The organism is Azospirillum sp. UENF 312511 (assembly GCF_058780635.1).
Genome location: NZ_JBSNCG010000004.1, coordinates 23,649 through 43,920, shown reverse-complemented (window position 1 = coordinate 43,920; position 20,272 = coordinate 23,649). Strand labels below are relative to the sequence as shown.

Genomic DNA, 20,272 nt, shown 5'->3' with positions numbered 1-20,272 from the left:
CGGTCATGGCGAAGGTCACCTTCATCGAGCACGACGGCCTGGAGCAGGTCGTGGACATCCCGACGGGTTGGACCCTGATGCAGGGCGCGGTGCAAAGCGGCGTCGCCGGCATCGAGGGCGAGTGCGGCGGCTCCTGCGCCTGCGCGACCTGCCACTGCTACGTGGACGAGGCGCTCGTCGACTCCCTGCCGCCGCCCAGCGAGACGGAGGAGGAGATGCTCGACTGCACGGCGTCGGAGCGCCGCAGCAACAGCCGCCTGTCCTGCCAGATCCGGGTGAGCGACGCGCTGGACGGCATGGTGGTGCGCCTGCCGGAGGCCCAGAGCTGATGGGCGGCCCGGCGCAAGCGGAAGCGGGAATGGTCGAAGCGGGAATGATCATCGTCGGGGCGGGGCAGGGCGGCTTGCAGGTCGCCGAATCCCTGCGCGCCGAGGGCTACGACGGTCCCATCACACTGATCGGGGAGGAGGCTTCGGCCCCCTATCACCGGCCGCCGCTGTCCAAGGCGATTCTTGCCGGCACGATGGAGGAGGCGCAACTCGCCATCCGCGGCGCCGAGTTCTTCGAACGGCAGCGCATCGCCCTGCTGACCGGCACGCGCGTCGCCGCCATCGACCGCTCCGCCCGCCGCGTGCGCCTGGAGGACGGGCGCCGCCTGGACTATCGCGGGCTGGCGCTGGCCACCGGCGCGCGGGTGCGCCGTCTGCCGATCACTGGCGATGAGTTGGACGGCGTCCTCGGCCTGCGGTCGCTGGACGACGCCCGGCGGATTCGTGCGGCGCTCGACCGGGCGGCGCGGGTGGTGGTGATCGGCGGCGGCTACATCGGACTGGAGGTCGCGGCGGCGGCGCGCAAGCGCGGCCTGGAGGTGACCATCTTGGAGGCGGCTGAGCGTCTGCTCGCCCGCTCGGCGACGCCGTTCCTGGCGGGCTTCTACGCCGACCTGCACCGCGGGCAGGGCGTGACGGTCGAGTTGGGGGCCAAGGTGGTCGCGCTGGACGGGCAGGGGGGCCGCGTCACCGCCGTGCGCACCGCCGACGGGCGTTCGCACCCGGCGGATCTGGTGGTCGTCGGCGTCGGAATCGTCCCCGACACGGCGCTGGCCGAAGCCTGCGGGCTGGCGTGCGACGGCGGCGTTCTGGTGGACGACGGCGCCCGCACCGACGATCCGGCCATCGTCGCGGTCGGCGACTGCACGGCCCGGCGCACCGGCGCGGGGACCCTGCTGCGGCTGGAGTCGGTCCAGAACGCCGTCGAGCAGGGCAAGTCGGCGGCCGCCGCGCTGCTGGGGCGGGAGCGTCCCGTCACGGCGGCGCCCTGGTTCTGGTCCGATCAGTATGACGTGAAGCTGCAGATCGTCGGCCTGGCCGCCGATCACGACCGGATGGTGCTGCGCGGCGCGCCGGAGGACCGTCGCTTCTCCGCCTTTTATTTCCGTGAGGGCGCCCTGGTCGCCATCGACTCCGTCAATCGCCCGGCCGACCACATGGTCGGCCGCAAGCTGCTGGATCGCAAGGCCGTGCTGACGCCGGACCAAGCGGCCGACGAGGGCTTTCCGTTGGCGTCCCTGACGCGGTGATCGTTGGGACGCGGTGATCGTTGGATCGTGACGCAAAGAAACAGGCCGGTGCAGCGCGCGCTGCACCGGCCTGTTCTGCATGATCCCCGCCCGCCGGGGAACGCGGCGGCGGACGGGGACCAACGGCGGCGGTGGCCCGATCAGGCCGCGCTCTCCAGGACCAGCAGGCCGGCCCCGGTGTTGGAGATCGGGATGTGGTAGTTGCTGTGGACCTTCGAGACCTTCCGGCCCAGTGCGCCGCGCATGATCAGCCAGAGGATCAGCTCCGCCCCCTGGGCGCCGGCCAGCCGGACCAGATCGTGGATGGAGTATTTCGCCAACGCCTCGGGCTCGTCGACGATCTTCTCAAGGCACATCAGGTCGAAGTCCTTGTTGATGAAGCCCGCCCGCTCGCCGTCGAGCTGGTGCGACAGGCCGCCGGTGCCCAGCACGACCACCTTCAGGTCCTTGGGGTAGGACGCCACCGCGCGGCCGATGGCCTCGCCCAGCTTCAGGCAGCGCGCCGGGGTCGGCAGCGGGTGCTGCACCGTGTTGACCGCCACCGGGATGGTGCGGACGGGCCGCCGGGTCTGGTCGGGCCACAGCAGGGCCATCGGCACGGTGAAGCCGTGGTCCACCGCCATCTCCTGGCAGGAGCAGATGTCGAACTCGTCGTTCACCAGCGATTCGATGATGTGCCAGGACAGCTCCGGGTCGCCGGGGTAGGGCGGCAGCGGCTTCAGGCCCCAGCCCTCGTCCTTGTTCTGGTACTCGGGAGCCGCGCCGATGGAGAAGGTCGGCATCTTGTCGAGGAAGAAGTTCAGCCCGTGGTCGTTGTAGACCACGATCGCCACGTCCGGCTTGACCTCGGCCAGCCACTCGCGGGCCTTGGGATAGCCGTCGAAGAACGGCTTCCAATAGGGGTCCTCGAACAGCTCGTTGGCGATGGCGTTGCCGATCGCGGGAATGTGGGAGGTGGTGACGCCACCGACGATCTTGGCCATGGTCTCAGTTCCCCGCCGCCTTGAGCTTCGCCTTGAATTCCTCGACCGTCATGCCGGTCTGCTGCGCGCCGATGTCCTGGACATTCAGGCCGAGCATGCCGATGAACTTGGCGAGGTAGTAGATGTTGCCGCCGGCCGCCAGCAGGGCCAGCGCGTTGCGCTCCTTGATCGCCGTCTTCTGCTCGTCGGTCAGGCCGAACTTGGCGCAGTAGGCGTCCTCGTCGGCCAGGAACTCCTGCCGGGCCGCCGCCTCGTTGAACGAGTAGCACATCTTGTTGAGCGGATAGCCCTTCATGGCCATCCGGCCGTCGAAGATGGTGGTGCCGGGGATCGGCTCGTGGGGTGCGGTCACGGGTGTTTCCTCCTTTTCGTTTCTGTCACTCGTTTTTGGGCTTATTCGGACCAGTAAAGCCGCATCGGGTTGTCGACGAGAAGCGCCGTCCGCTTGGCCTCGTCGGTGGCGATGCGGGGGATGACGTCGACCAGATGGCCGTCGTCGGGCATGTGCGAGGTCATGTTCGGGTGCGGCCAGTCGGTGCCCCACAGCACGCGGTCAGTGAAGCGGTCGACCAGCAGGCGGGCGAAGGGCACCACGTCGTCGTAGGAGGGCGGACCCTGGACGCTCAGCCGCTCGGGGCAGCTCACCTTGCTCCAGACCTTGGGGTTCTCGGCCATCAGGGCGACGAATTTCTGGAACTGGGGGTGGTCCACGCCCTTGGCGATGTCCGGGCGGCCCATATGGTCCACGACGATGGTGGTGGGCAGCTCGCGCAGGAAGGGCGTGAGGTCGTCCAGATCCGGCGCCTCGAAATAGACCACGATGTGCCAGCCGAACCTGGCGATCTTGTCGGCGATGCCGAGGAAGACCTCCTTGGGCGTAGCGTCCACCAGACGCTTGACGAAGTTGAAGCGCACCCCGCGCACCCCGGCCTCGTGCAACTCGGCCAGCTCGCCTTCGGTGATCGACGGGCCGACCGAGGCGACGCCGCGCGCCAGCCCGTTGGAGGCCTTCAGCGCGTCGACCAGCGCCCGGTTGTCCTTGCCGTGGCAGGTCGCCTGGACGATGACGTTGCGCGCGAAGCCCAGATCGTCGCGCAGGGCGAACAGTTTTTCCTTCGGCGCGTCGCAGGGGGTGTATTTGCGCTCCGGCGCGTAGGGGAAGCGGTCGGCCGGACCGAAGACGTGGCAGTGGGCGTCCACCGCGCCGGGCGGCGGCGTGTAGGCCGGCTTGCTCGGGTTCGGGTGGAAGGGACGGTAGTTGGCGTCCATGGGAAGGCTCCCTTCGGGGAAAATGATCAGTCGGCGTAGACGGTGCCGTCGAACAGCTTGCGGGCGGTGCGCAGCAGGGCGGCGCGGGTCACCGTTCCAGCCCCGTCCAGGTCGAGGACCACGGTCATCTCGCCGGTCGGGTGCTCGACGCTCAGCGTCCGGGTGGCGCCGTCGGGGACCACGGCGAGCGACGCGGCGGGGGAGCCCTCCAGCGCGCAGGCGGTGGCGACGCTGACCGCGCCGAGCACGCCGATGGAGGCGTGGCAGCGGTGCGGGATGAAGGTCCGGGTGGAGATCGCCCCGCCGTTGGCCGGAGCGCTGACCAGGGTCATCTTCGGCACCGACTTGTCCGTTACGTCGCCCAGGTTCATCCGCGGCCCGGCCTGCAGCCGGATCGATTCCAGCCGCGCCTTCAACGCCGCGTCGGCGTCGAGGTCCTCCCGCGTCTCGTCGCCGCGCACCCCGAGGTCGGCGGCGCGCAGCACCACCACCGGCATGCCGTTGTCGATGCAGGTGACCGGAACCCCGTCGATGACGTCCACGACGTTGCCCGTCGGCAGCAGCGCCCCGCAGGAGGAGCCGGCGGTATCGCGGAATTCGATGGGGATCGCCGCCGCCGTGCCGGGCACGCCGTCGATGCGCGCCTCGCCCCGGTAGGTGACCGTCCCGCCTGGCGTCGGCACGGCGGCCACCGCCACCTGCCCGGTGTTCTCCATGTGGATGGTCACCGGCGTCACGCCGTCGCGGGCGGGGACGAGGCCGCGCTCGATGGCGAAGGGGCCGACGCCGGCCAGGATGTTGCCGCAGTTCTGGGCATCGGTGACGATGGCCTTGTCCACAAACACCTGAAGGAACAGGTAGTCCACGTCCACGCCCGGCCGTTCCGACCGGCGCACCACCGCCACCTTGGAGGTCAGCGGGTCGGCGCCGCCCATCCCGTCGATCTGGCGCGGGTCGGGCGAGCCCATCACCCGCAGCAGGAAGGCGTCGCGCGCCGCCGTGCCGGGCGGCAGGTCGTCGGCCAGGAAATACCCGCCCTTGGAGGTCCCGCCGCGCATCCACAGGCAGCGCACGCCGTCAGACATAGCGCAGCCCCTTCGCGGCGAGCGGGCCGCGCATGCCGTAGATGTCGAGGCCGAGTTCGCCGGCGGCGAGCCGCGCCCGCTTCTCCTCCTCCTTCGCCAGCCGGTCCTGCGCCTTCGCCAGCACGCCGGCGGCCTCCTCGCGGCGGACCACGCAGACGCCGTCGTCGTCCGCGACGATCACGTCGCCGGGATTCACCAGTGCGCCCGCGCAGACCACCGGCACGTTGACCGAACCCAGCGTCTCCTTGACCGTGCCCTGCGCGCAGACCGCGCGGGACCAGACCGGGAAGCCCATGTCGGTCAGCGTCCGGACGTCGCGCACCCCGGCGTCGATGACCAGACCGGCGCAGCCGCGCGCCTGGGCCGAGGTCGCCAGCAGGTCGCCGAAATAGCCGGCGTCCGATGGTGAGGTGGTGGCGAGCACCAGGATGTCGCCCGGCGTCACCTGCTCGATGGCGACGTGGAGCATCCAGTTGTCGGCCGGCGGGGCGAGGACGGTCACCGCCGAGGCGGCGAGCTGGGCGCCCGGATAGATCGGGCGCAGGGCGGAGGCCAGCAGGCCCTTGCGGCCCTGCGCCTCGTGCACGGTGGCGACGCCGCATTCGGCCAGACCGGCGATCACCGCCGGGTCGGCCCGCTCGATGGTTTGGACGACGACGTTCATCACAGCTCATCCACGGTGCGGGGATAGACCGACTGGAAGCCCTCGGCGTAGCGGGCGTTGCGCCCGCCGGCCTGCCCGCCGGAGTTGCGGCGGAAGTGGTTGCCGCGGTTCTGCGCCAGGTTGGTGTAATAATCCCAGAGATGCTCCTGCCCGGCCATGCATTCGATGGCGGCGCGCTTGTTGTCCCACACCTCGGTGATGTCGAGGAAGACGTCCGGCTTCCAGCCCATCTGCTCGGTCTGGTGCGGCTCGAACAGGTAGAGCTGCGGCGCGCCGAGCACCTTCTGACCCGGATTGTGGCCCCAGGCCTGGGCGATCATCCGGCATTCCATCAGGACCTTGGTCGCGTAGGAATGGTCGGTGTTGTAGGGATCGTAATGCGAGTGGCTCATCAGGAAGGCCGGCTGCACCTTGCGGATCACGTCGACCAGACGGAACTTGGCCTCGCGGTCGATCTCCAGCGGGTAGTCGCCGAGGTCGAAGAACTGGATGTCGTGGGCGTTCAGTGCCTTGGCGGCGGCCTCGGCCTCCTTGCGGCGCTCCGTCTTCACGTGGTCCAGCGTGCAGCCGTCCTGCTTCCACAGCTTGGCGGACTCGCCGCGCTCGCCGTAGGACAGGCAGACGATGGTGACCTCGTAACCCTTCTTCTGATGCAGCGCGATGGCGCCGCCGGCGCGCCACACGAAGTCCGCCGAGTGGGCGCTGAGAACCAGCGCTCTTTTGTTCTGTGCCATGAATGTCCGCTCCCCCGCATGGGCAGTCTGGTGGTGGGCAGCCTTGTTGTGGGCAGTCCGATTCCGATGGCCCATCATCCGCCGGTCCGGTGGCAAATCCTATTTCGAACTCCCATCATGATCATTTGGTTTTGCTATAGGCGCGTCTTTTCGTTGGGCCTCGCCAGGGAAGGGGCGGCGGAAGGAAGCCTCCGGCGTCGATGCGAAGATGTCGCGCCAAGCGTAATCTCATGTCGAATCATGGGGATGCAACATACGGGGCTGTGCTGAAAGGCGCGTTGACGGGTAAGGAAAGGGCTGCCTTGCAGCCGCCTCGACGGGGCTCCTTCCACGCTGGTCGGCCTCTCCGCTATTCAAAAAACAAATGGGCTCTTCGACGAACGAATTTCCTCGGCGGCGGGCGGGATGATACCCATTCGATCATGAGGGATTAAGGGGTGAGGAGCCGGACCCGCCGTTGCGGGACGCTCCCCGGCCCGGACAAAGGATTTCGGGAGAGGACGCGATGAGGATTTGTGTGGCGGGGGCCGCGGGCGCCTTCGGCGTGAAGCATCTGGAGGCGGTCGCCGCCATCGACGGCATCGAGGTGGTGTCGGTGGTCGGCGGCGAGCCGGACGACATCGAGGGCTTCGCCAAGGCGCGCGGCATTCCGCATTGGACCAAGGATCTGGCCGAGAGCCTGGAGCGGACCGACGTGGAGGCGGTGATCCTCGCCACCCCGACGCCGGTGCACGCCGCGCAGGCGATCCAGTGCCTGGAGGCCGGCAAGCATGTGCTGGTGGAAATCCCCATGGCCGACAGTCTGGCCGACGCGGAGCGGCTGGTTGCGGCGCAGCGGGCCAGCGGGCTGGTCGCCATGGCCGGGCACACGCGGCGCTTCAACCCCAGCCACCAGTGGATCCGCAACCGGGTCCAGGCGGGGGAGTTGACGATCCAGCAGATGGACGTGCAGACCTACTTCTTCCGCCGCTCCAACATGAACGCGCTGGGCAAGCCGCGGACCTGGACCGACCATCTGCTGTGGCACCACGCCTGCCACACGGTGGACCTGTTCCAGTACCAGACCGGCGAGGTCGCCAGCCAGGTGCACGCCCTGCAGGGGCCGACTCACCCGCAGCTGGGCATCGCCATGGACATGAGCATCGGCATGAAGGTGCCGTCCGGGGCGATCTGCACCCTGTCGCTGTCCTTCAACAACGACGGGCCGCTGGGCACCTTCTTCCGCTACATCTGCGACAACGGCACCTACATCGCCCGCTACGACGATCTGTACGACGGCAAGGATAACAAGATCGACCTCAGCGGCCTCACCGTGTCGACCAACGGCATCGAGCTGATCGACCGCGAGTTCTTCGCCGCCATCCGCGACGGGCGCGAACCCAACGCCAGCGTGGCGCAGTGCCTGCCGGCCATGCGGACGCTCGACCGGCTGGAAAAATCGCTGAACACCTGACCGGGGAACGCGTCGCCAGCCCCACGGCCCCAGCACTTATGGTTGCTTGGGGCCGCAATTCCCAAAAAACAAAAGACGGGACGCAAAACAAAAAACGCCCCGTGACGAGTCCCCCGAGGAGGAAACCCATGCCAACCGCGCGCAGCGTCGACGTCCAAGCCTTTCTCAACGAGCATCCTTTCTCGCGATACCAGTGGCTGGTGTTCGCGCTGTGCTTCTTCATCGTCCTTCTGGACGGCTTCGACACGGCGGCCATCGGCTACATCGCCCCGTCGCTGACGACGGAGTGGGGCATCGCGCGGCCGGCGCTGGCGCCGGTGCTGAGCGCGGCGCTGTTCGGGCTGGCCTTCGGCGCCCTGTCCGCCGGGCCCTTGGCCGACCGCTTCGGCCGCAAGGCGATCCTGATCGGCTCGGTGCTGGTCATCGGCGCTGCCTGTCTGGCCTCCGCCTTCTCGGGCAACCTGGACCAGCTCGTCATGCTGCGCTTCGTCACCGGCCTCGGGCTGGGGGCGGCGATGCCCAACGCCGTCACGCTGATGAGCGAGTATTGCCCCGAGGGGCGGCGGGCCATGGTCACCAACGCCATGTTCTGCGGCTTCCCGCTCGGCGCGGCCTTCGGCGGCTTCCTCGCCGCCTGGATGATCCCGCTGTGGGGCTGGCGCAGCGTGCTGGTGCTGGGCGGGATCGCGCCGCTGGTCCTGGCGGCGGTGCTGCTGGTCCTGCTGCCGGAATCGGTCCGCTACATGGTCGCCCACAATCACCCGGTGGAGCGCATCCGCGCCGTGCTGCGCCGCATCTCCGAGACGGCGGCCGGGGCGTCCGGCTTCGTGATGACCGAGAAGGCTCCGGCGACCAAGACGCGGAACGGCATCGCGGTCGTGCTGTCCCGCGGCTATCTGGTTGGCTCGGTGATGCTGTGGGTCGCCTATTTCATGGGGCTGGTGATCTTCTACGCGCTGATCAACTGGATGCCGATCCTGTTCAAGGACGCCGGGCTGGCGCCGCGCGACGCCGCGCTGATCGCCGCGCTGTTCCCGCTGGGCGGTGTCGGGGCCGTGCTGTCGGGCTGGCTGATGGACCGCTTCAACGCCAACCGGATCATCGCCTTCGGTTTCGTGCTGACCTACGGCGCCGTCTACGCCATCGGACAGGTCGCCGGGAACGTCGGGCTTCTGGTGGTCACGGTCTTCGCGGCGGGCACCATCATGAACACCGCCCAGACCTCGCTGCCGTCGCTGGCCGCCAGCTTCTACCCGACCCACGGGCGGGCCACCGGCGTGGCCTGGATGCTTGGGCTGGGCCGCTTCGGCGGGATCGGCGGCTCGTTCCTGGTGGCCGAGCTGGCCCGCCGGGAGCTCGACTTCACCAGCATCTTCGCCATCGTCGCCGTTCCGGGTCTGGTCGCCGCCCTGGCCCTGCTGGTCAAGCAGTTCGTCCATCCCGAGGACCGGTCGAGCGGCACGGGCCGGACCGTCGAAGCCCTGGGGCATTGAGTTTTACTATAGACAATCCCTAGGCTTTGCGGCTTGGCACCGTCGGTCATCGGTGCAGATGCCCATGCTGCATTGCAATGGCGCCCCGGACGTTATTCAAAAAACGAATGGGGCCTTCGTCCAACGAATGAGCGCAGCGCTGCGATCACTGATATCCCTGCTGTGGTGACGGTATCGGCGGCCTGCGCGTCCGGCCCCGGCGAACGCCAAGACGCCCCAGAGCAACGCCCCCCAATCAACGACGAAAAAGCACGGGGGCTTTCAAAACGAGGAGGAAACATGTCCGGAACATTTCGCAAGGCCCTGCTGGGCACGGCTTTCCTGTGCGCCTTCGGCACCAGTTCGGCTTGGGCCGACACGATCAAGGTCGGGGTGATCGCGCCGTTCTCCGGCCCCTTCGCCACGGTCGGCCAGACCTTCAAGCAGGCCATCGAGGTCTATCAGGCCCAGCATGGCAAGACGGTCGCCGGCAACACGGTGGAGTTCGTCTACAAGGACCTCGACCAGGCCAACCCGGCGCAGAGCAAGGCCCTGGCCCAGGAACTGGTGGTCAAGGAGAAGGTCGGCTACCTCGCCGGCTTCTTCTTCACGCCGGACGCGCTGGCGGTCGCCCCGCTGATCGACGAGGCGAACATCCCCTGCGTGATCTTCAACGCCGCGACCTCGGCCATCACCGAGAAGTCGCCGCGCTACGTCCGCACCTCCTTCACCCTGTGGCAGAACACCGTGCCGCTGGCCGAGCATGTCGCCAAGCAGGGCATCCGCAAGGTGGCCACCGCGGTCAGCGACTACGGCCCCGGCATCGACGGCGAGACCGCCTTCAAGCAGACCTTCGAGAAGTCCGGCGGCAAGGTGGTCGACAGCATCCGCATGCCGCTGAAGTCCACCGACTTCGCCCCCTTCATGCAGCGCATCAAGGATTCCGGGGCGGAGGCGATCTACGCCTTCCTGCCCGCCGGCCCGACGACGCTGGGCTTCGCCCGGGCGTTCAGCGATACCGGCCTGAAGGCCGCGGGAATCAAGTTCTTCGGCCCCGGCGACATCACGCAGGAACCGGACCTGCCGGTGCTCGGCGACGCGGCGGTCGGCATCACCACGACCTTCAACTACAGCCAAGCCCACGAGTCCGACCTGAACCGCCAATTCCTCGCCAAGCACAAGGAGCTGTTCGGCTCGTCCGACATCGTCACCTTCACCTCGGTCGGCGCTTATGACGGCGCGCACGTCATCTACCGCATGGTCGAGGCGACCGACGGCAAGAGCGACGGAGCGAAGGCGGTGGAGGCGGTCAAGGGCATGGCCTGGGAAAGCCCGCGCGGGCCGGTGCGGATCGATCCCGAGTCCCGCCACATCACCCAAACCATCTACCTGCGCGTGACCGAGCGCAAGGACGGCCGGCTGCAGAACACCGAGGTCGCCGGGTTCCCCGACCAGCCCGATTACGGCTTCAAGGCCGGCAAGTAAGGTCCATCGACGGCCCCTTCCTCCAAGGGAAGGGGCCTGTCCGTGCTGGAGTTCCTGATGGAAACGCTTTTCGGCATCGTGGTGGACGGGGTCGCCTACGGGATGATCCTGTTCATCATCTCGGTCGGCCTGTCGGTCACGCTCGGCCTGATGCGCGTGGTCAACCTCGCACACGGCGCCTTCGCCATGGTCGCCGGCTACGTCGCCTCCTACGCCGCGCAGGGGCTGGGCCTGCCCTACGCCGTGGGTCTGGTGGCGGCGATCCTGTTCACCGTGCTCGCCACGCTGCCGCTGGAGAAGCTGCTGTACCGGCGCATCTACGGCTCGGCCAACGAGCTGGCCCAGGTGCTGCTGACCATCGGCCTGACCTTCGTCATCGTCGCCGGGATCAACTACCTGTTCGGCCCGACGCTGAAGCGCATCCCGCTGCCGGACGCGCTGCTCGGCACCGTGGCGATCGGGCCGAAGTCCATCCCGGTGCACCGCGCCTTCGTCATCGCCATGGGGGCGGCGACCGTGCTGGGCCTGTGGTGGCTGCTGGAGCGCACCGATTTCGGCATCAAGCTGCGCGCCGCCGTGGACGACCCGAACATGGCCGCGGCGCTGGGCATCCGGACGGAGCGCCTCTACACCGCGACCTTCGCGCTGGGCACCGGGCTGGCGGCGCTGGGCGGTGTGCTGGGGGCGGAGCTGCTGCCGCTGGAGCCCTATTACGCCATCCGCTACATCGTCCTGTTCCTGGCGGTGGTCGCCGTCGGCGGGGCGGGCAACATCCTCGGCTCGGCCGCCGCCGCCCTGGCGCTCGGCATCGTCGACACGGCGGGCAAGTACCTGATCCCCAGCTTCGGCGAGTTCTTCTTCTACGCCGCGCTGATCCTGATCCTGTTCCGCTGGCCGCACGGCTTCTTCCAGGGGAGGGCGGCCTGATGAGCGGACGTCACACGGGCGCGGTGGCCATCGATCCGTCTCCGCAGGTCTCCGCGCGCCAGCCCTGGTTCCGCCGGGCGCTCGGCGGGGCCGCGTTTCCGCTGCTCGCCGCCGCCGGGCTGGCCGCCTTCTGGCTGTTTCCCAACGATCTCGGCCTGATGACGCGGATCGCCGCGACGGCGCTCTACGTCCTGTCGCTCGACCTCGTGCTCGGCTTCGGCGGCATCGCCACGCTGGGGCACGCGGCGATGTTCGGCACCGGGGCCTACGCCGCCGGCATCGCCGCCGTGCATCTGGTGAGCGACCCGCTCGTCCTGCTCGCCGTCGGCGGTCTGGCCGGCGGTCTGGTCGCCCTGGTCACCGGCGCGCTGATCCTGCACGCGCGCGGCCTGACGCTGCTGATGCTGACCATCGCCGTGGTGCAGATCGTCCAGGAGGTGGTCAACAAGGCGCGCGACCTCACCGGCGGCAGCGACGGCCTGTCGGGCATCGAGCCCAGCCCGCTGTTCGGCCTGTTCCGCTTCGACATGTTCGGGCGCACGTCCTACCTGTTCGCGCTGGCGGTGCTTCTGGTCGGTTTCCTGGTGGCGCGGCGCATCGTCCGCTCGCCCTTCGGGCTGGCCTGCCGGGGGGTGAAGGAGGACCCGCTGCGCGTCGCCGCCCTGGGCGGTTCGCCGCGCCGCTATCTGGTCACGCTCTACGCCGTCGCCGGGGTGTTCGCCGGTGTGGCCGGGGCGCTGACCGCGGTGACCAGCGGCATCGTCGGGCTGGACAGCGTCAGCTTCTCCTGGTCGGCGGAGGCGCTGGTCATGCTGGTGCTCGGCGGCGCCGGGCGGCTCGTCGGCGCCATCATCGGCACGGTGGCCTTCATGACCATCCATCACGTGATGGCCGCGATCGACCCCTTCCACTGGATGCTGTTCATCGGCCTGTTCCTGATGGGCACCGTGCTGTTCCTGCCGGGGGGCATCGCCTCGCTCGCCGACCGTTTCATCAAGGGGAACCGGGCATGACCGCGCTTCTCGACGTCCAGGGGCTGAGCAAGAATTTCGACGGGCTGCAGGTGTCGGCCGACATCACGCTGGCGCTTCATCCCGGCGAGCGCTGCGCGCTGATCGGGCCGAACGGGGCGGGCAAGACGACCTTCGTCAATCTGGTGACCGGCGTGCTGGCGCCCAGCGCCGGCACCATCCGGCTGGCCGGGCAGGACGTCACCCGCCTGTCGGCCCAGGCGCGGGTGCGCCTCGGCCTGATCCGCTCCTTCCAGGTGGCCCGGCTGTTCCGGTCGATGACGGTGCGCGAGCATCTGGAGCTGGCCGTTCTGGAGCGCGAGCGGAAGACCTTCCGCCTCTTCGCCTCGGTCCGGCGCACGCCGGGTCTGGCCGACGAGGTGGCCGGCCTGCTCGACGGCATGGGGCTGGTCCCGGTGGCGGACACCGCCGTCGGGGCGCTGGCCTACGGGCAGCAGCGTCTTCTGGAGATCGCGCTGGCGCTCGCCCTGAAGCCCAAGCTCCTGATCCTCGACGAGCCGGCGGCCGGCGTGCCGCATTCGGAAAGCCACCGCATCCTCGACGCGCTGGACCGTCTCCCGCCCGATCTGGCCGTGCTGATGATCGAGCACGACATGGATCTGGTGTTCCGCTTCGCCAAGCGCATCGTCGTTCTGGCGCAGGGACGCCTGCTGTGCAGCGGCACGGCACAGGAGATCACCACCGACCCGCGCGTCCGCGAGGTCTATCTGGGGAGCCGGGCCAATGCGCCGCACTGAAGGGACGCTGGAGATCACCGGCCTGACCGCCGGCTATGGCGAGACCCGCATCGTCGAAGGGCTGTCCTTCACCGTGCCGGCCGGCGGGCGGCTGGCCCTGCTGGGCCGCAACGGCATGGGCAAGACGACGACGCTGGCCACCCTGGTCGGGCAGACGACGCGTCATGCCGGCAGCATCCGGCTGGACGGCGTCGAGCTGAGCGGCCTCAACTCCTCCGCACGGGCGGCGGCCGGGTTGGGCTATGTGCCGCAGACCCGCGACATCTTCCGCTCGCTGACGGTTGAGGAGAATCTGGTCACTGGGCTGAAGGGCCGGCCGCGCTCCGCCCTGGAGGAGGCCTACGCGCTGTTTCCCCGCCTGAAGGAGCGGCGGGGCAACGGCGGGGGCGCGCTCTCCGGCGGCGAGCAGCAGATGCTGTCGGTCGCCCGCGCGCTGCTCGGCCGGCCGACGGTGCTGCTGCTGGATGAGCCGCTGGAGGGCCTGGCTCCGGTGATCTGCGACCAGCTGATGCAGGCGCTGGCGCAGCTGACCGTCACCCTGATCCTGGTGGAGCAGCAGGTGGACCGCGCCCTGGACTTCGCGCAGAGCGCGGTGATCCTCGAACGCGGGCAGGTGGTGCATGAGGGGGCGGCCGCCGATCTGCGGGACGACCACGCCCTCATGGAGCGGCACCTCGGCGTCGCGCTTGCGGTGTGAGGGTCTACGGCGTCAGTTGGGGTGGCATTAGTTTGCGCGGACCGTCCGGTCCGCCGGACCCGTACCGACGATGCGGACCCACAGGTCCTGCCACGCCGCCCGCGACGCGTCCCGGGGGGTCTGGAAGGTCTCCACCGGACCGACCAGCCTCCCCGCCGGATCGACGACCGCCCGGATGCCCCAGAAGCCGAGCGACGAGACGCCGGGCATGCCGTAGCGATGGTCGAGCGCCTGGACCAGCGTGCGCTCGGCATCCAGCGGCTGTTGGCGCCAGATCAGATTGTCCATCGAGAACCAGCGGAAGACCTCGGCCTCCGGAGTCGCCGCGACCGCCGCGATGGCCGGCGAGCGGTGCCGTTCGAACCGCTCCCACTGGATTTCCCCGTCGCTCAGCACGGAGTGGAAACCGACCAGCACCGCGTCCGGGGTTTCGGCCACCACCCGGCGCAGCACTGGCTGGAACAGGGTCGGGTAGGCCGTCACCTGGGCGGTGCCGCCGGTCTGCGCCCGAGCAAGCGCCTCGACGCGGTCGTTGATGGCCCAGCCGCCGAGCGTGTAGGCCGTCACGAGGATCAGCGCCACGCCCGCGATGTCCTGCGCCAGGGCCGCCCGCTTGCGGAGCGCGATGCCGGCCACCAGCGAGACCACCAGGATCAGGCTGTAGATCGGGTCGATGATCGGCATCGCGTTGATCGCGAAGCGCGTGGTGGTGAGCGGATAGAGCCACTGCGTGCCGTAGGACGTGAAGACGTCGATCACCGGGTGGGTCATCAGCGCCAGGATGGCCAGCCAGATCCAGGCGCGCCGCGCCTCGCCGTCGCCCGACGGGCTGTCCGGACCATGGCGCCGGCGCTGCCAGCGCCAGACCAGCCAGCCGAGCAGCAGGCCGGCGACCGGACCGAACAGGATCGAATGGGTCAGACCGCGGTGATGGACCCAGTTGGCGAAGGGGCCGCCGATCCAGCCGGCGGCGACGTCCAGGTCGGGGATCAGCGCGATGCCCGCGCCGACGGCCAGCGCGCGGCGGCCCAGCCGGCGGCGGAAGCCGGCCTGCGCGACCGTGGCCCCGAGAAGCATTTGGGTGACGGTGTCCATGGTCCTCGGTGGTGCCGTGACGCGCCGGGGTCAGGCGCCGGGGGCGATCGCCAGCATCCGCTTCAGCGCGTCCGAAATCTCCTCGACGCGCACCGGCTTGGGCATGATCGCGATGGGGTCCGAAAAGCTCACCTTCAGCTTTTCGGAAATCTCACCGGTGGCGTAGCCGCTGACCACCACCACGGGCAGGCCGGGCTCTTCGCTCCGCAGGTTGCGGATCAGCTCGTCGCCGGCCATCACCGGCATCCTGAGGTCGGTGACCAGGGCGTCGAAGGACTCGTCCTGCCAGAGCTTCAGGGCCTCCTGGCCATTGAAGGCCGTGGTGACCCGGAACCCTTCGTCCATCAGGCCATGCTCCAGCGCCATGATCGCGATGGCTTCATCGTCGACCAGCAGGATGTGGCGGGGTTCGGTCATGGCGGCTCACCGTACAGAGTAAACACAGTCCTGGGTGCGGGACGATGTGGTCCAGCTCCAGGTACGATTGTAACCGGCGACGCGATGAAAAACAAAGCTGAACGGGCTATGGTTGTTTCCCCGGCCATTTCGGGGGGCTTCTAGCCCTTGTTCGCTCCGCGGGGATGTGTGCATTCTTCCTGCTGGGAACCGGCACGGCGCCGCCGGGCGAAGCCTTCACCAAAGGAAGACCCGCGACCTTGAAAATCGGCCTGAGGACGATGCTGATCGCGTGCCTGGGGGGTGTCGGGCTGGCCTTCACGGCCGGCACTGCCGCGATTCTGCAGGTCGAAGCCGGGGAACGGCTCCAGCGCGTGATCGGCGGGCAGCTGCACCTCTACGCCGGGCAGGTCGCCGACAAGCTCGACCGTGGCATGTTCGAGCGCTACCGCGATCTTCTCGTCGTGACGAGCCTCGAAACCATCCGTGCGACCGACGCTTCCCGCGATTCGCGCCGCGCCGTCCTCCAGAAGCTTCAGGACAGCTATCCGGACTATGCCTGGATCGGCTTCATCCGGCCGACCGGCCTTCTGGAGGCGGCGACGGGCCGTGTCTATGAAGGCATGGACGTGAGCGCGCGCGGATGGTGGAAGCAGGGGTTCGACCGGCCCTATGTCGGCGACGTGCACGACGCGGTGGTTCTGGCCAAGATTCTGTACGCCAACCGGATGGAGGTTCCGCGTTTCGTCGATCTGGCGGCGCCGGTGCGCGACGAGCAGGGGACGCTGACCGGCGTCGTCGCCGCCCATCTGAGCTGGGACTGGGCGTCGGAGGTCGAACGCTCCGTGCTCGGCCAGATTTCCGAGGACGCCGAGGTCGAGGCGATGATCCTCTCCGCCGACGGCACGGTGATTCTGGGGCCCAAACCCCTGGTGGGCAAGCCGCTGGCCTTCGCGTCGGCGCCAGGGCGGCGCGCGTGGGTCGAATCCTGGCCGGACGGGCGCCGCTTCCTGACGAGCGTGGCGCGGACGAAGGGCTACCGGGATTATCCCGGGCTGGGGTGGAGCGTCGTGCTCCGCCAGCCGGTCGATCAGGCGATGGCGCCGGTCGCCGAACTGCGGAACCGGGTGATCGCCTGGGGAATCGCCGCCAGCTTGCTGGCGGTCCTCGTCGGCCATGTCCTGGCGACGTGGCTGTCGGCGCCCCTGCGCGCCATGTCCAGGGCCGTCGAAGCCGCGGGGCCGGACGGCGCGATGCCCGTCCTGCCGCTGACCGGCCGCTACACGGAGGCGGCGACGCTGTCCGGGGCGCTGCACACCTACGTCAGCGACCTGCAGGAGGCGGACCGGCGGCTCCGCGGCACGGTCGCCGAGAAGACGGTGCTGCTTCGCGAGGTCCACCACCGCGTGAAGAACAACCTGCAGGTGATCTACGGCTTGATGATGGTGGAGATGCGCCGCCTGCCCAAGGGGGACCTGTCGCGGGGCCGCATCGAGGCGCTGGCCGGGCGCGTCACCTCGATGGGGCGCCTGCACGAGCAGCTCTACACTTCCGGCGACCTGATGAACGTCGATTTCGGAACGCACCTGCGCCAGCTCTGCGACGCCCTTCAGGAGCTTCTCCCGAACGAGGCGATCACCATCCACCCCGACACGGACGATGTGTCCTGCTCCATCGAACTCGCCACACCGCTCGGCCTGATCGCCAACGAACTGGTCGTCAACGCGCTGAAGCACGCCTTTCCGGAGGGGAGAGGCGGGACGGTGACGGTCCGGCTGCGGCAAGCGGGCGACCGTCTGACGATGACGGTGGCCGACGACGGCATCGGCTGCCCGGACATGCCGCCCAAGGGGGGAATCGGCACGACGCTGGTCGATGCGCTGGTCCGGCAGGTCGGCGGCACCATCACCTTCGACGCGCGGCCGGGCTGCACCGCCACGGTCAGCGTTCCGTTCACCGCCGACGCGAACCGTCCCGTCGCCGTTCACGCCTGATGTGATCCCGGCATCGGGTGTGTGCCCAAATCATTTTTGGAAATCCGAACGTTACCGCTCAGTCTTCGCTTGTAAAAGCCGGCGGACCCTCCCATCTGGGACAGATCAAGATTGCTCCGGGGCCTGTTGTCTGCCGCTCCGGCCATCCGCTCTGGGTCTCTTTCTCCCAAAGTGCATTTGATGCCTTCCCGATGACGGGGAGGACAGGGTGTCGATCGGGGACCTGCGGGCGCTTTGAGCGCCGCATACCCCGGATTTCAACACATAACAACAACGGCCGACGGGCTTCGTCCATATCGGCAAGGGGATTCTCATGACCATCAAGCTTCCGACGACCGGGGCGGCCCAGGCCGCCCAACCCCAGCATCAGCGCCCCGTTCCCGCGGTGGAGCCGGCGTGGGCGCCGGGGTGGCCCCGCCTCACCCCGCGCGAGATCCGCCAGATCGTTCTCGACACCTTGGGCTGAGCGGCCTTTTCGACGAAAAACCCTTTCCATACAAGCAATTGGGAGGATGATCGCCTTATGCTCGTTCAGGTCCGCGACAACGATGTGGGGGGCGCTCTGCGCGTCCTGAAAAGAAAAATGCAGCGCGAAGGGCTTTTTCGTGAGATGAAGCTGCACCGGCGTTACGAAAAGCCCTCGGAGCGCCGGGCACGGCAGGCGGCGGAATCGGTCCGGCGGCGGCGAAAGCTGCTGCGCAAGCGTTTGCAGCGCGAGGGCTATTGACCGTGGCCACCGATGCCTTAATTTGAGGGACGGCGTCAGGGCCGTCAGCATCCATTCCGGTTCCTCGCCGGACAGACCGTTGGAGACAGGACATAGCTAAACTCTACGATGCGGACCCGGTCCGCGAAGGCCCGCGCATCAATCGGGAAATCACGGCACGCACGGTGCGCCTCGTTGGTGCCAACGGTGAGATGATCGGCGTGGTCTCGCTGCGCGACGCCTTCGACGCTGCGGTCGAGGCCGAACTCGACCTCGTCGAGGTGGCCCCCCAGGCGGAGCCGCCGGTCTGCAAGATCCTCGACTACGGCCGGTTCCGGTTCGAGGAGCAGAAAAAGGCCAACGAGGCCCGCAAGAAGCAGAAGATCATCGAGATCAAGGAGCTCAAGCTCCGGCCGAACATCGATGACCACGACTACGACGTGAAGATGCGGGCGGCGCGGCGCTTCCTCGAAGAGGGCGACAAGGTCAAGATGACCATGCGGTTCCGCGGGCGCGAGATGGCGCACCAGGATCTGGGCATGAACGTGTTGATCCGTGTGCGCGACCAGTTCGAGGACATCGCCAAGGTCGAGCAGATGCCCCGGATGGAAGGGCGCATGATGGTCATGGTCATCGCTCCGCGTTGACCGGACACTGACCTGCCGGAATGTTTGATGGCAAGGGGACCGCCCTCCGTGGGGCGGTCCCCTTGCGTTTTCAGCGCCCGGTCGCCTTCCTCGCACCCACTTTTCATCGGCATCGCTGAACCCAATCGCCGCGGCCCTGTTTAGAAGGCACGGTTGAACGGGAGCACTCTCGATGCTGCGCCTTCGCCACGGCCTCGCCGTCTCGTGCCTGCTCGTCCTGCTCCCTTTGGGCGCGGTCCTGGCCCAGCAGCCTGCGAACGCTCCGCCCCCCACGGTCATGACCGAGGTGGTGCGTGAACGGGACGTCACCCCGACCAGCGCGTTCATCGGTCGCGTCCAGGCGATCCAGGACTTCGAGGCCCGCGCCCGCGTCGAGGGCTTCGTCGAGCAGGTGGCCTTCCAGGAAGGCCAGAACGTCACCAAGGACACCCTGCTCTACGTCATCGAGCAGGCCCCCTACCAAGCCGCCGTGGACAGCGCCAAGGCCGACCTCGCCCGCGCCCAGGCGACCCTGCGCGAGGCCCAGCGCGCGTTCCAGCGCGCCCAGGAACTGCGGACCCGCGGCAACATCTCCCAGGCCGATCTCGATCAGGCCCAGGCGGCGCAGGAGACGGCGGACGCCGACATCATGCAGACGCAGGCCAAGCTGCGGCAGGCGGAGCTGAACCTCGGCTACACGCGCATTTCTTCGCCCATCGACGGGCGCATCGGCGCCACCGCGATGACGGTGGGGGACCTCGTCAACCCGTCCAGCGGCCCGCTCGCCACCGTCGTCCAGCTCGACCCCATCCGCGTCGTCTTCTCGGTCAGCGACCGCGACATCCTGGAGGTCCAGCGCGCCGCCCCCGATCTCGCCTCGGCCGACGCGGTGAACCGTTTCGTGCCGGCCCTGCGGCTGGCCGACGGCTCCGAGTACGAGCAGAAGGGCAAGGTCTCCTTCGCCAGCAACCGCATCGACCCGCAGACCGGGACCATCCCCGTCTACGCCGACTTCGCGAACCCCAAGGGGTTTCTGCTGCCCGGCCAGTATGTGACCGTCCTGATCCGCCCGGCGCAGACGGAGCGGCAGCCGGTGGTGCCGGTGTCGGCCATCCAGCAGGACCAGCAGGGCAGCTACGTCCTGGTGCTCGACCAGCAGAACCGGGCGCAGCGCCGCCCGATCGAGCCCGGACCGCAGCTCGATCAGGTGATCGCGGTGCCCAAGGGCGTCCAGGCCGGCGAGACCGTCATCGTCGGCGGCGCCCAGAAGGTCCGCCCCGGCATGGCCGTGCAGCCCGAGCGGGCCCCCCAGACCGCCGAACAGCCGCGAGGATAAGCG

22 protein-coding genes are annotated in these 20,272 nt (G+C 68.7%); 14 read left to right on the top strand and 8 right to left on the bottom strand.

Annotated elements, in window-relative coordinates:
- The first annotated feature begins 5 nt into the window (after window positions 1-5).
- Both ACWPN7_RS25960 and ACWPN7_RS25955 read left to right on the top strand, forming a co-directional pair.
- On the top strand, window positions 6-329 hold the full coding sequence (locus ACWPN7_RS25960) for a 2Fe-2S iron-sulfur cluster-binding protein (protein ID WP_014199250.1): 324 nt from the start codon (window positions 6-8) through the stop codon (window positions 327-329).
- 29 nt (window positions 330-358) lie between these two features.
- Window positions 359-1,579 (top strand): NAD(P)/FAD-dependent oxidoreductase, encoded by a 1,221-nt coding sequence (locus ACWPN7_RS25955; RefSeq protein ID WP_459196370.1) that lies wholly within the window; start codon window positions 359-361, stop codon window positions 1,577-1,579.
- Window positions 1,580-1,719: 140 nt separating this feature from the next.
- Here ACWPN7_RS25955 and ACWPN7_RS25950 read toward each other — a convergent pair whose 3' ends face one another.
- The 6 genes from ACWPN7_RS25950 to ACWPN7_RS25925 are packed head-to-tail and all read right to left on the bottom strand — an operon-like array spanning window position 1,720 to window position 6,314.
- The gene (locus ACWPN7_RS25950; protein WP_456511795.1) at window positions 1,720-2,562 is read right to left on the bottom strand and encodes a class III extradiol dioxygenase family protein; all 843 of its coding nucleotides are present in this window, start codon (window positions 2,560-2,562) and stop codon (window positions 1,720-1,722) included.
- A gap of 4 nt (window positions 2,563-2,566) precedes the next feature.
- A complete protein-coding gene (locus ACWPN7_RS25945; RefSeq protein ID WP_119507983.1) occupies window positions 2,567-2,914 on the bottom strand; it encodes a protocatechuate 4,5-dioxygenase subunit alpha in 348 nt (115 codons plus the stop codon).
- 41 nt (window positions 2,915-2,955) lie between these two features.
- Window positions 2,956-3,831 (bottom strand): amidohydrolase family protein, encoded by an 876-nt coding sequence (locus ACWPN7_RS25940; RefSeq protein WP_459196369.1) that lies wholly within the window; start codon window positions 3,829-3,831, stop codon window positions 2,956-2,958.
- Between the two features lie 26 nt (window positions 3,832-3,857).
- Entirely contained in the window at window positions 3,858-4,916 is a 1,059-nt protein-coding gene (locus ACWPN7_RS25935) for a 4-oxalomesaconate tautomerase (protein WP_459196368.1), read from the bottom strand.
- Window positions 4,909-5,580: a 4-carboxy-4-hydroxy-2-oxoadipate aldolase/oxaloacetate decarboxylase gene (locus ACWPN7_RS25930; protein WP_451996912.1), complete on the bottom strand. Its 672-nt coding sequence runs from the start codon at window positions 5,578-5,580 to the stop codon at window positions 4,909-4,911. The genes ACWPN7_RS25935 and ACWPN7_RS25930 overlap by 8 nt, the downstream gene beginning before the upstream one ends.
- Entirely contained in the window at window positions 5,580-6,314 is a 735-nt protein-coding gene (locus tag ACWPN7_RS25925) for a PIG-L deacetylase family protein (RefSeq protein WP_014198973.1), read from the bottom strand. Before ACWPN7_RS25925 ends, ACWPN7_RS25930 begins: the two co-directional genes overlap by 1 nt.
- A 505-nt stretch (window positions 6,315-6,819) precedes the next feature.
- On the opposite strand from ACWPN7_RS25925, the gene ACWPN7_RS25920 reads away from it, so the two are divergent.
- From ACWPN7_RS25920 to ACWPN7_RS25890, 7 genes are all read left to right on the top strand, one after another.
- On the top strand, window positions 6,820-7,767 hold the full coding sequence (locus ACWPN7_RS25920) for a Gfo/Idh/MocA family oxidoreductase (protein ID WP_451996908.1): 948 nt from the start codon (window positions 6,820-6,822) through the stop codon (window positions 7,765-7,767).
- Window positions 7,768-7,895: 128 nt separating this feature from the next.
- Complete coding sequence (locus ACWPN7_RS25915) at window positions 7,896-9,260, top strand: MFS transporter (protein ID WP_459196367.1); 1,365 nt, start codon at window positions 7,896-7,898, stop codon at window positions 9,258-9,260.
- Window positions 9,261-9,539: 279 nt separating this feature from the next.
- Window positions 9,540-10,724 (top strand): ABC transporter substrate-binding protein, encoded by a 1,185-nt coding sequence (locus ACWPN7_RS25910; RefSeq protein WP_456521959.1) that lies wholly within the window; start codon window positions 9,540-9,542, stop codon window positions 10,722-10,724.
- A gap of 57 nt (window positions 10,725-10,781) precedes the next feature.
- Window positions 10,782-11,651 carry a branched-chain amino acid ABC transporter permease gene (locus ACWPN7_RS25905; RefSeq protein WP_014198978.1) on the top strand — a complete coding sequence of 290 codons (870 nt, stop codon included), beginning with the start codon at window positions 10,782-10,784 and terminating at the stop codon, window positions 11,649-11,651.
- Window positions 11,651-12,664, top strand: a complete 1,014-nt coding sequence (locus tag ACWPN7_RS25900) for a branched-chain amino acid ABC transporter permease (protein WP_349619329.1) — start codon at window positions 11,651-11,653, stop codon at window positions 12,662-12,664. The genes ACWPN7_RS25905 and ACWPN7_RS25900 overlap by 1 nt, the downstream gene beginning before the upstream one ends.
- Entirely contained in the window at window positions 12,661-13,419 is a 759-nt protein-coding gene (locus ACWPN7_RS25895) for an ABC transporter ATP-binding protein (RefSeq protein WP_040137476.1), read from the top strand. The genes ACWPN7_RS25900 and ACWPN7_RS25895 overlap by 4 nt, the downstream gene beginning before the upstream one ends.
- A complete protein-coding gene (locus tag ACWPN7_RS25890) occupies window positions 13,406-14,116 on the top strand; it encodes an ABC transporter ATP-binding protein (RefSeq protein ID WP_407825057.1) in 711 nt (236 codons plus the stop codon). Before ACWPN7_RS25895 ends, ACWPN7_RS25890 begins: the two co-directional genes overlap by 14 nt.
- Before the next feature lie 27 nt (window positions 14,117-14,143).
- Here ACWPN7_RS25890 and ACWPN7_RS25885 read toward each other — a convergent pair whose 3' ends face one another.
- Both ACWPN7_RS25885 and ACWPN7_RS25880 read right to left on the bottom strand, forming a co-directional pair.
- Window positions 14,144-15,211, bottom strand: a complete 1,068-nt coding sequence (locus ACWPN7_RS25885) for a metal-dependent hydrolase (RefSeq protein WP_459196366.1) — start codon at window positions 15,209-15,211, stop codon at window positions 14,144-14,146.
- 30 nt (window positions 15,212-15,241) lie between these two features.
- Complete coding sequence (locus ACWPN7_RS25880) at window positions 15,242-15,628, bottom strand: response regulator (protein WP_040137479.1); 387 nt, start codon at window positions 15,626-15,628, stop codon at window positions 15,242-15,244.
- 239 nt (window positions 15,629-15,867) lie between these two features.
- Here ACWPN7_RS25880 and ACWPN7_RS25875 point away from each other — a divergent pair, with 239 nt between their 5' ends.
- The 5 genes from ACWPN7_RS25875 to ACWPN7_RS25855 all read left to right on the top strand — a co-directional run bounded on the left by ACWPN7_RS25875 (window position 15,868) and on the right by ACWPN7_RS25855 (window position 20,269).
- A complete protein-coding gene (locus tag ACWPN7_RS25875) occupies window positions 15,868-17,601 on the top strand; it encodes a sensor histidine kinase (RefSeq protein WP_247874674.1) in 1,734 nt (577 codons plus the stop codon).
- A 313-nt stretch (window positions 17,602-17,914) separates the two neighbouring features.
- Window positions 17,915-18,067: a hypothetical protein gene (locus ACWPN7_RS25870; RefSeq protein ID WP_158310442.1), complete on the top strand. Its 153-nt coding sequence runs from the start codon at window positions 17,915-17,917 to the stop codon at window positions 18,065-18,067.
- Between the two features lie 57 nt (window positions 18,068-18,124).
- Complete coding sequence (gene rpsU / locus ACWPN7_RS25865; protein WP_014198985.1) at window positions 18,125-18,328, top strand: 30S ribosomal protein S21; 204 nt, start codon at window positions 18,125-18,127, stop codon at window positions 18,326-18,328.
- A 92-nt stretch (window positions 18,329-18,420) separates the two neighbouring features.
- Window positions 18,421-18,954 carry a translation initiation factor IF-3 gene (infC, locus tag ACWPN7_RS25860; protein WP_035673684.1) on the top strand — a complete coding sequence of 178 codons (534 nt, stop codon included), beginning with the start codon at window positions 18,421-18,423 and terminating at the stop codon, window positions 18,952-18,954.
- A 172-nt stretch (window positions 18,955-19,126) separates the two neighbouring features.
- Entirely contained in the window at window positions 19,127-20,269 is a 1,143-nt protein-coding gene (locus ACWPN7_RS25855) for an efflux RND transporter periplasmic adaptor subunit (protein ID WP_040137481.1), read from the top strand.
- Window positions 20,270-20,272: the final 3 nt, after the last annotated feature.

Excerpts from the sequence above, each read along its gene's own strand:
- ACWPN7_RS25885 (WP_459196366.1), bottom strand. The coding sequence starts at position 15,211 with ATGGACACCGTCACCCAAATGCTTCTCGGGGCCACGGTCGCGCAGGCC.
- ACWPN7_RS25890 (WP_407825057.1), top strand. The coding sequence starts at position 13,406 with ATGCGCCGCACTGAAGGGACGCTGGAGATCACCGGCCTGACCGCCGGC.
- ACWPN7_RS25915 (WP_459196367.1), top strand. The coding sequence starts at position 7,896 with ATGCCAACCGCGCGCAGCGTCGACGTCCAAGCCTTTCTCAACGAGCAT.
- ACWPN7_RS25895 (WP_040137476.1), top strand. The coding sequence starts at position 12,661 with ATGACCGCGCTTCTCGACGTCCAGGGGCTGAGCAAGAATTTCGACGGG.
- ACWPN7_RS25955 (WP_459196370.1), top strand. The coding sequence starts at position 359 with ATGGTCGAAGCGGGAATGATCATCGTCGGGGCGGGGCAGGGCGGCTTG.
- ACWPN7_RS25920 (WP_451996908.1), top strand. The coding sequence starts at position 6,820 with ATGAGGATTTGTGTGGCGGGGGCCGCGGGCGCCTTCGGCGTGAAGCAT.
- ACWPN7_RS25855 (WP_040137481.1), top strand. The coding sequence starts at position 19,127 with ATGCTGCGCCTTCGCCACGGCCTCGCCGTCTCGTGCCTGCTCGTCCTG.
- ACWPN7_RS25940 (WP_459196369.1), bottom strand. The coding sequence starts at position 3,831 with ATGGACGCCAACTACCGTCCCTTCCACCCGAACCCGAGCAAGCCGGCC.
- ACWPN7_RS25905 (WP_014198978.1), top strand. The coding sequence starts at position 10,782 with ATGGAAACGCTTTTCGGCATCGTGGTGGACGGGGTCGCCTACGGGATG.
- ACWPN7_RS25870 (WP_158310442.1), top strand. The coding sequence starts at position 17,915 with ATGACCATCAAGCTTCCGACGACCGGGGCGGCCCAGGCCGCCCAACCC.
- ACWPN7_RS25910 (WP_456521959.1), top strand. The coding sequence starts at position 9,540 with ATGTCCGGAACATTTCGCAAGGCCCTGCTGGGCACGGCTTTCCTGTGC.
- ACWPN7_RS25880 (WP_040137479.1), bottom strand. The coding sequence starts at position 15,628 with ATGACCGAACCCCGCCACATCCTGCTGGTCGACGATGAAGCCATCGCG.
- rpsU (WP_014198985.1), top strand. The coding sequence starts at position 18,125 with ATGCTCGTTCAGGTCCGCGACAACGATGTGGGGGGCGCTCTGCGCGTC.
- ACWPN7_RS25925 (WP_014198973.1), bottom strand. The coding sequence starts at position 6,314 with ATGGCACAGAACAAAAGAGCGCTGGTTCTCAGCGCCCACTCGGCGGAC.
- ACWPN7_RS25950 (WP_456511795.1), bottom strand. The coding sequence starts at position 2,562 with ATGGCCAAGATCGTCGGTGGCGTCACCACCTCCCACATTCCCGCGATC.
- ACWPN7_RS25960 (WP_014199250.1), top strand. The coding sequence starts at position 6 with ATGGCGAAGGTCACCTTCATCGAGCACGACGGCCTGGAGCAGGTCGTG.
- ACWPN7_RS25900 (WP_349619329.1), top strand. The coding sequence starts at position 11,651 with ATGAGCGGACGTCACACGGGCGCGGTGGCCATCGATCCGTCTCCGCAG.
- ACWPN7_RS25930 (WP_451996912.1), bottom strand. The coding sequence starts at position 5,580 with ATGAACGTCGTCGTCCAAACCATCGAGCGGGCCGACCCGGCGGTGATC.
- ACWPN7_RS25935 (WP_459196368.1), bottom strand. The coding sequence starts at position 4,916 with ATGTCTGACGGCGTGCGCTGCCTGTGGATGCGCGGCGGGACCTCCAAG.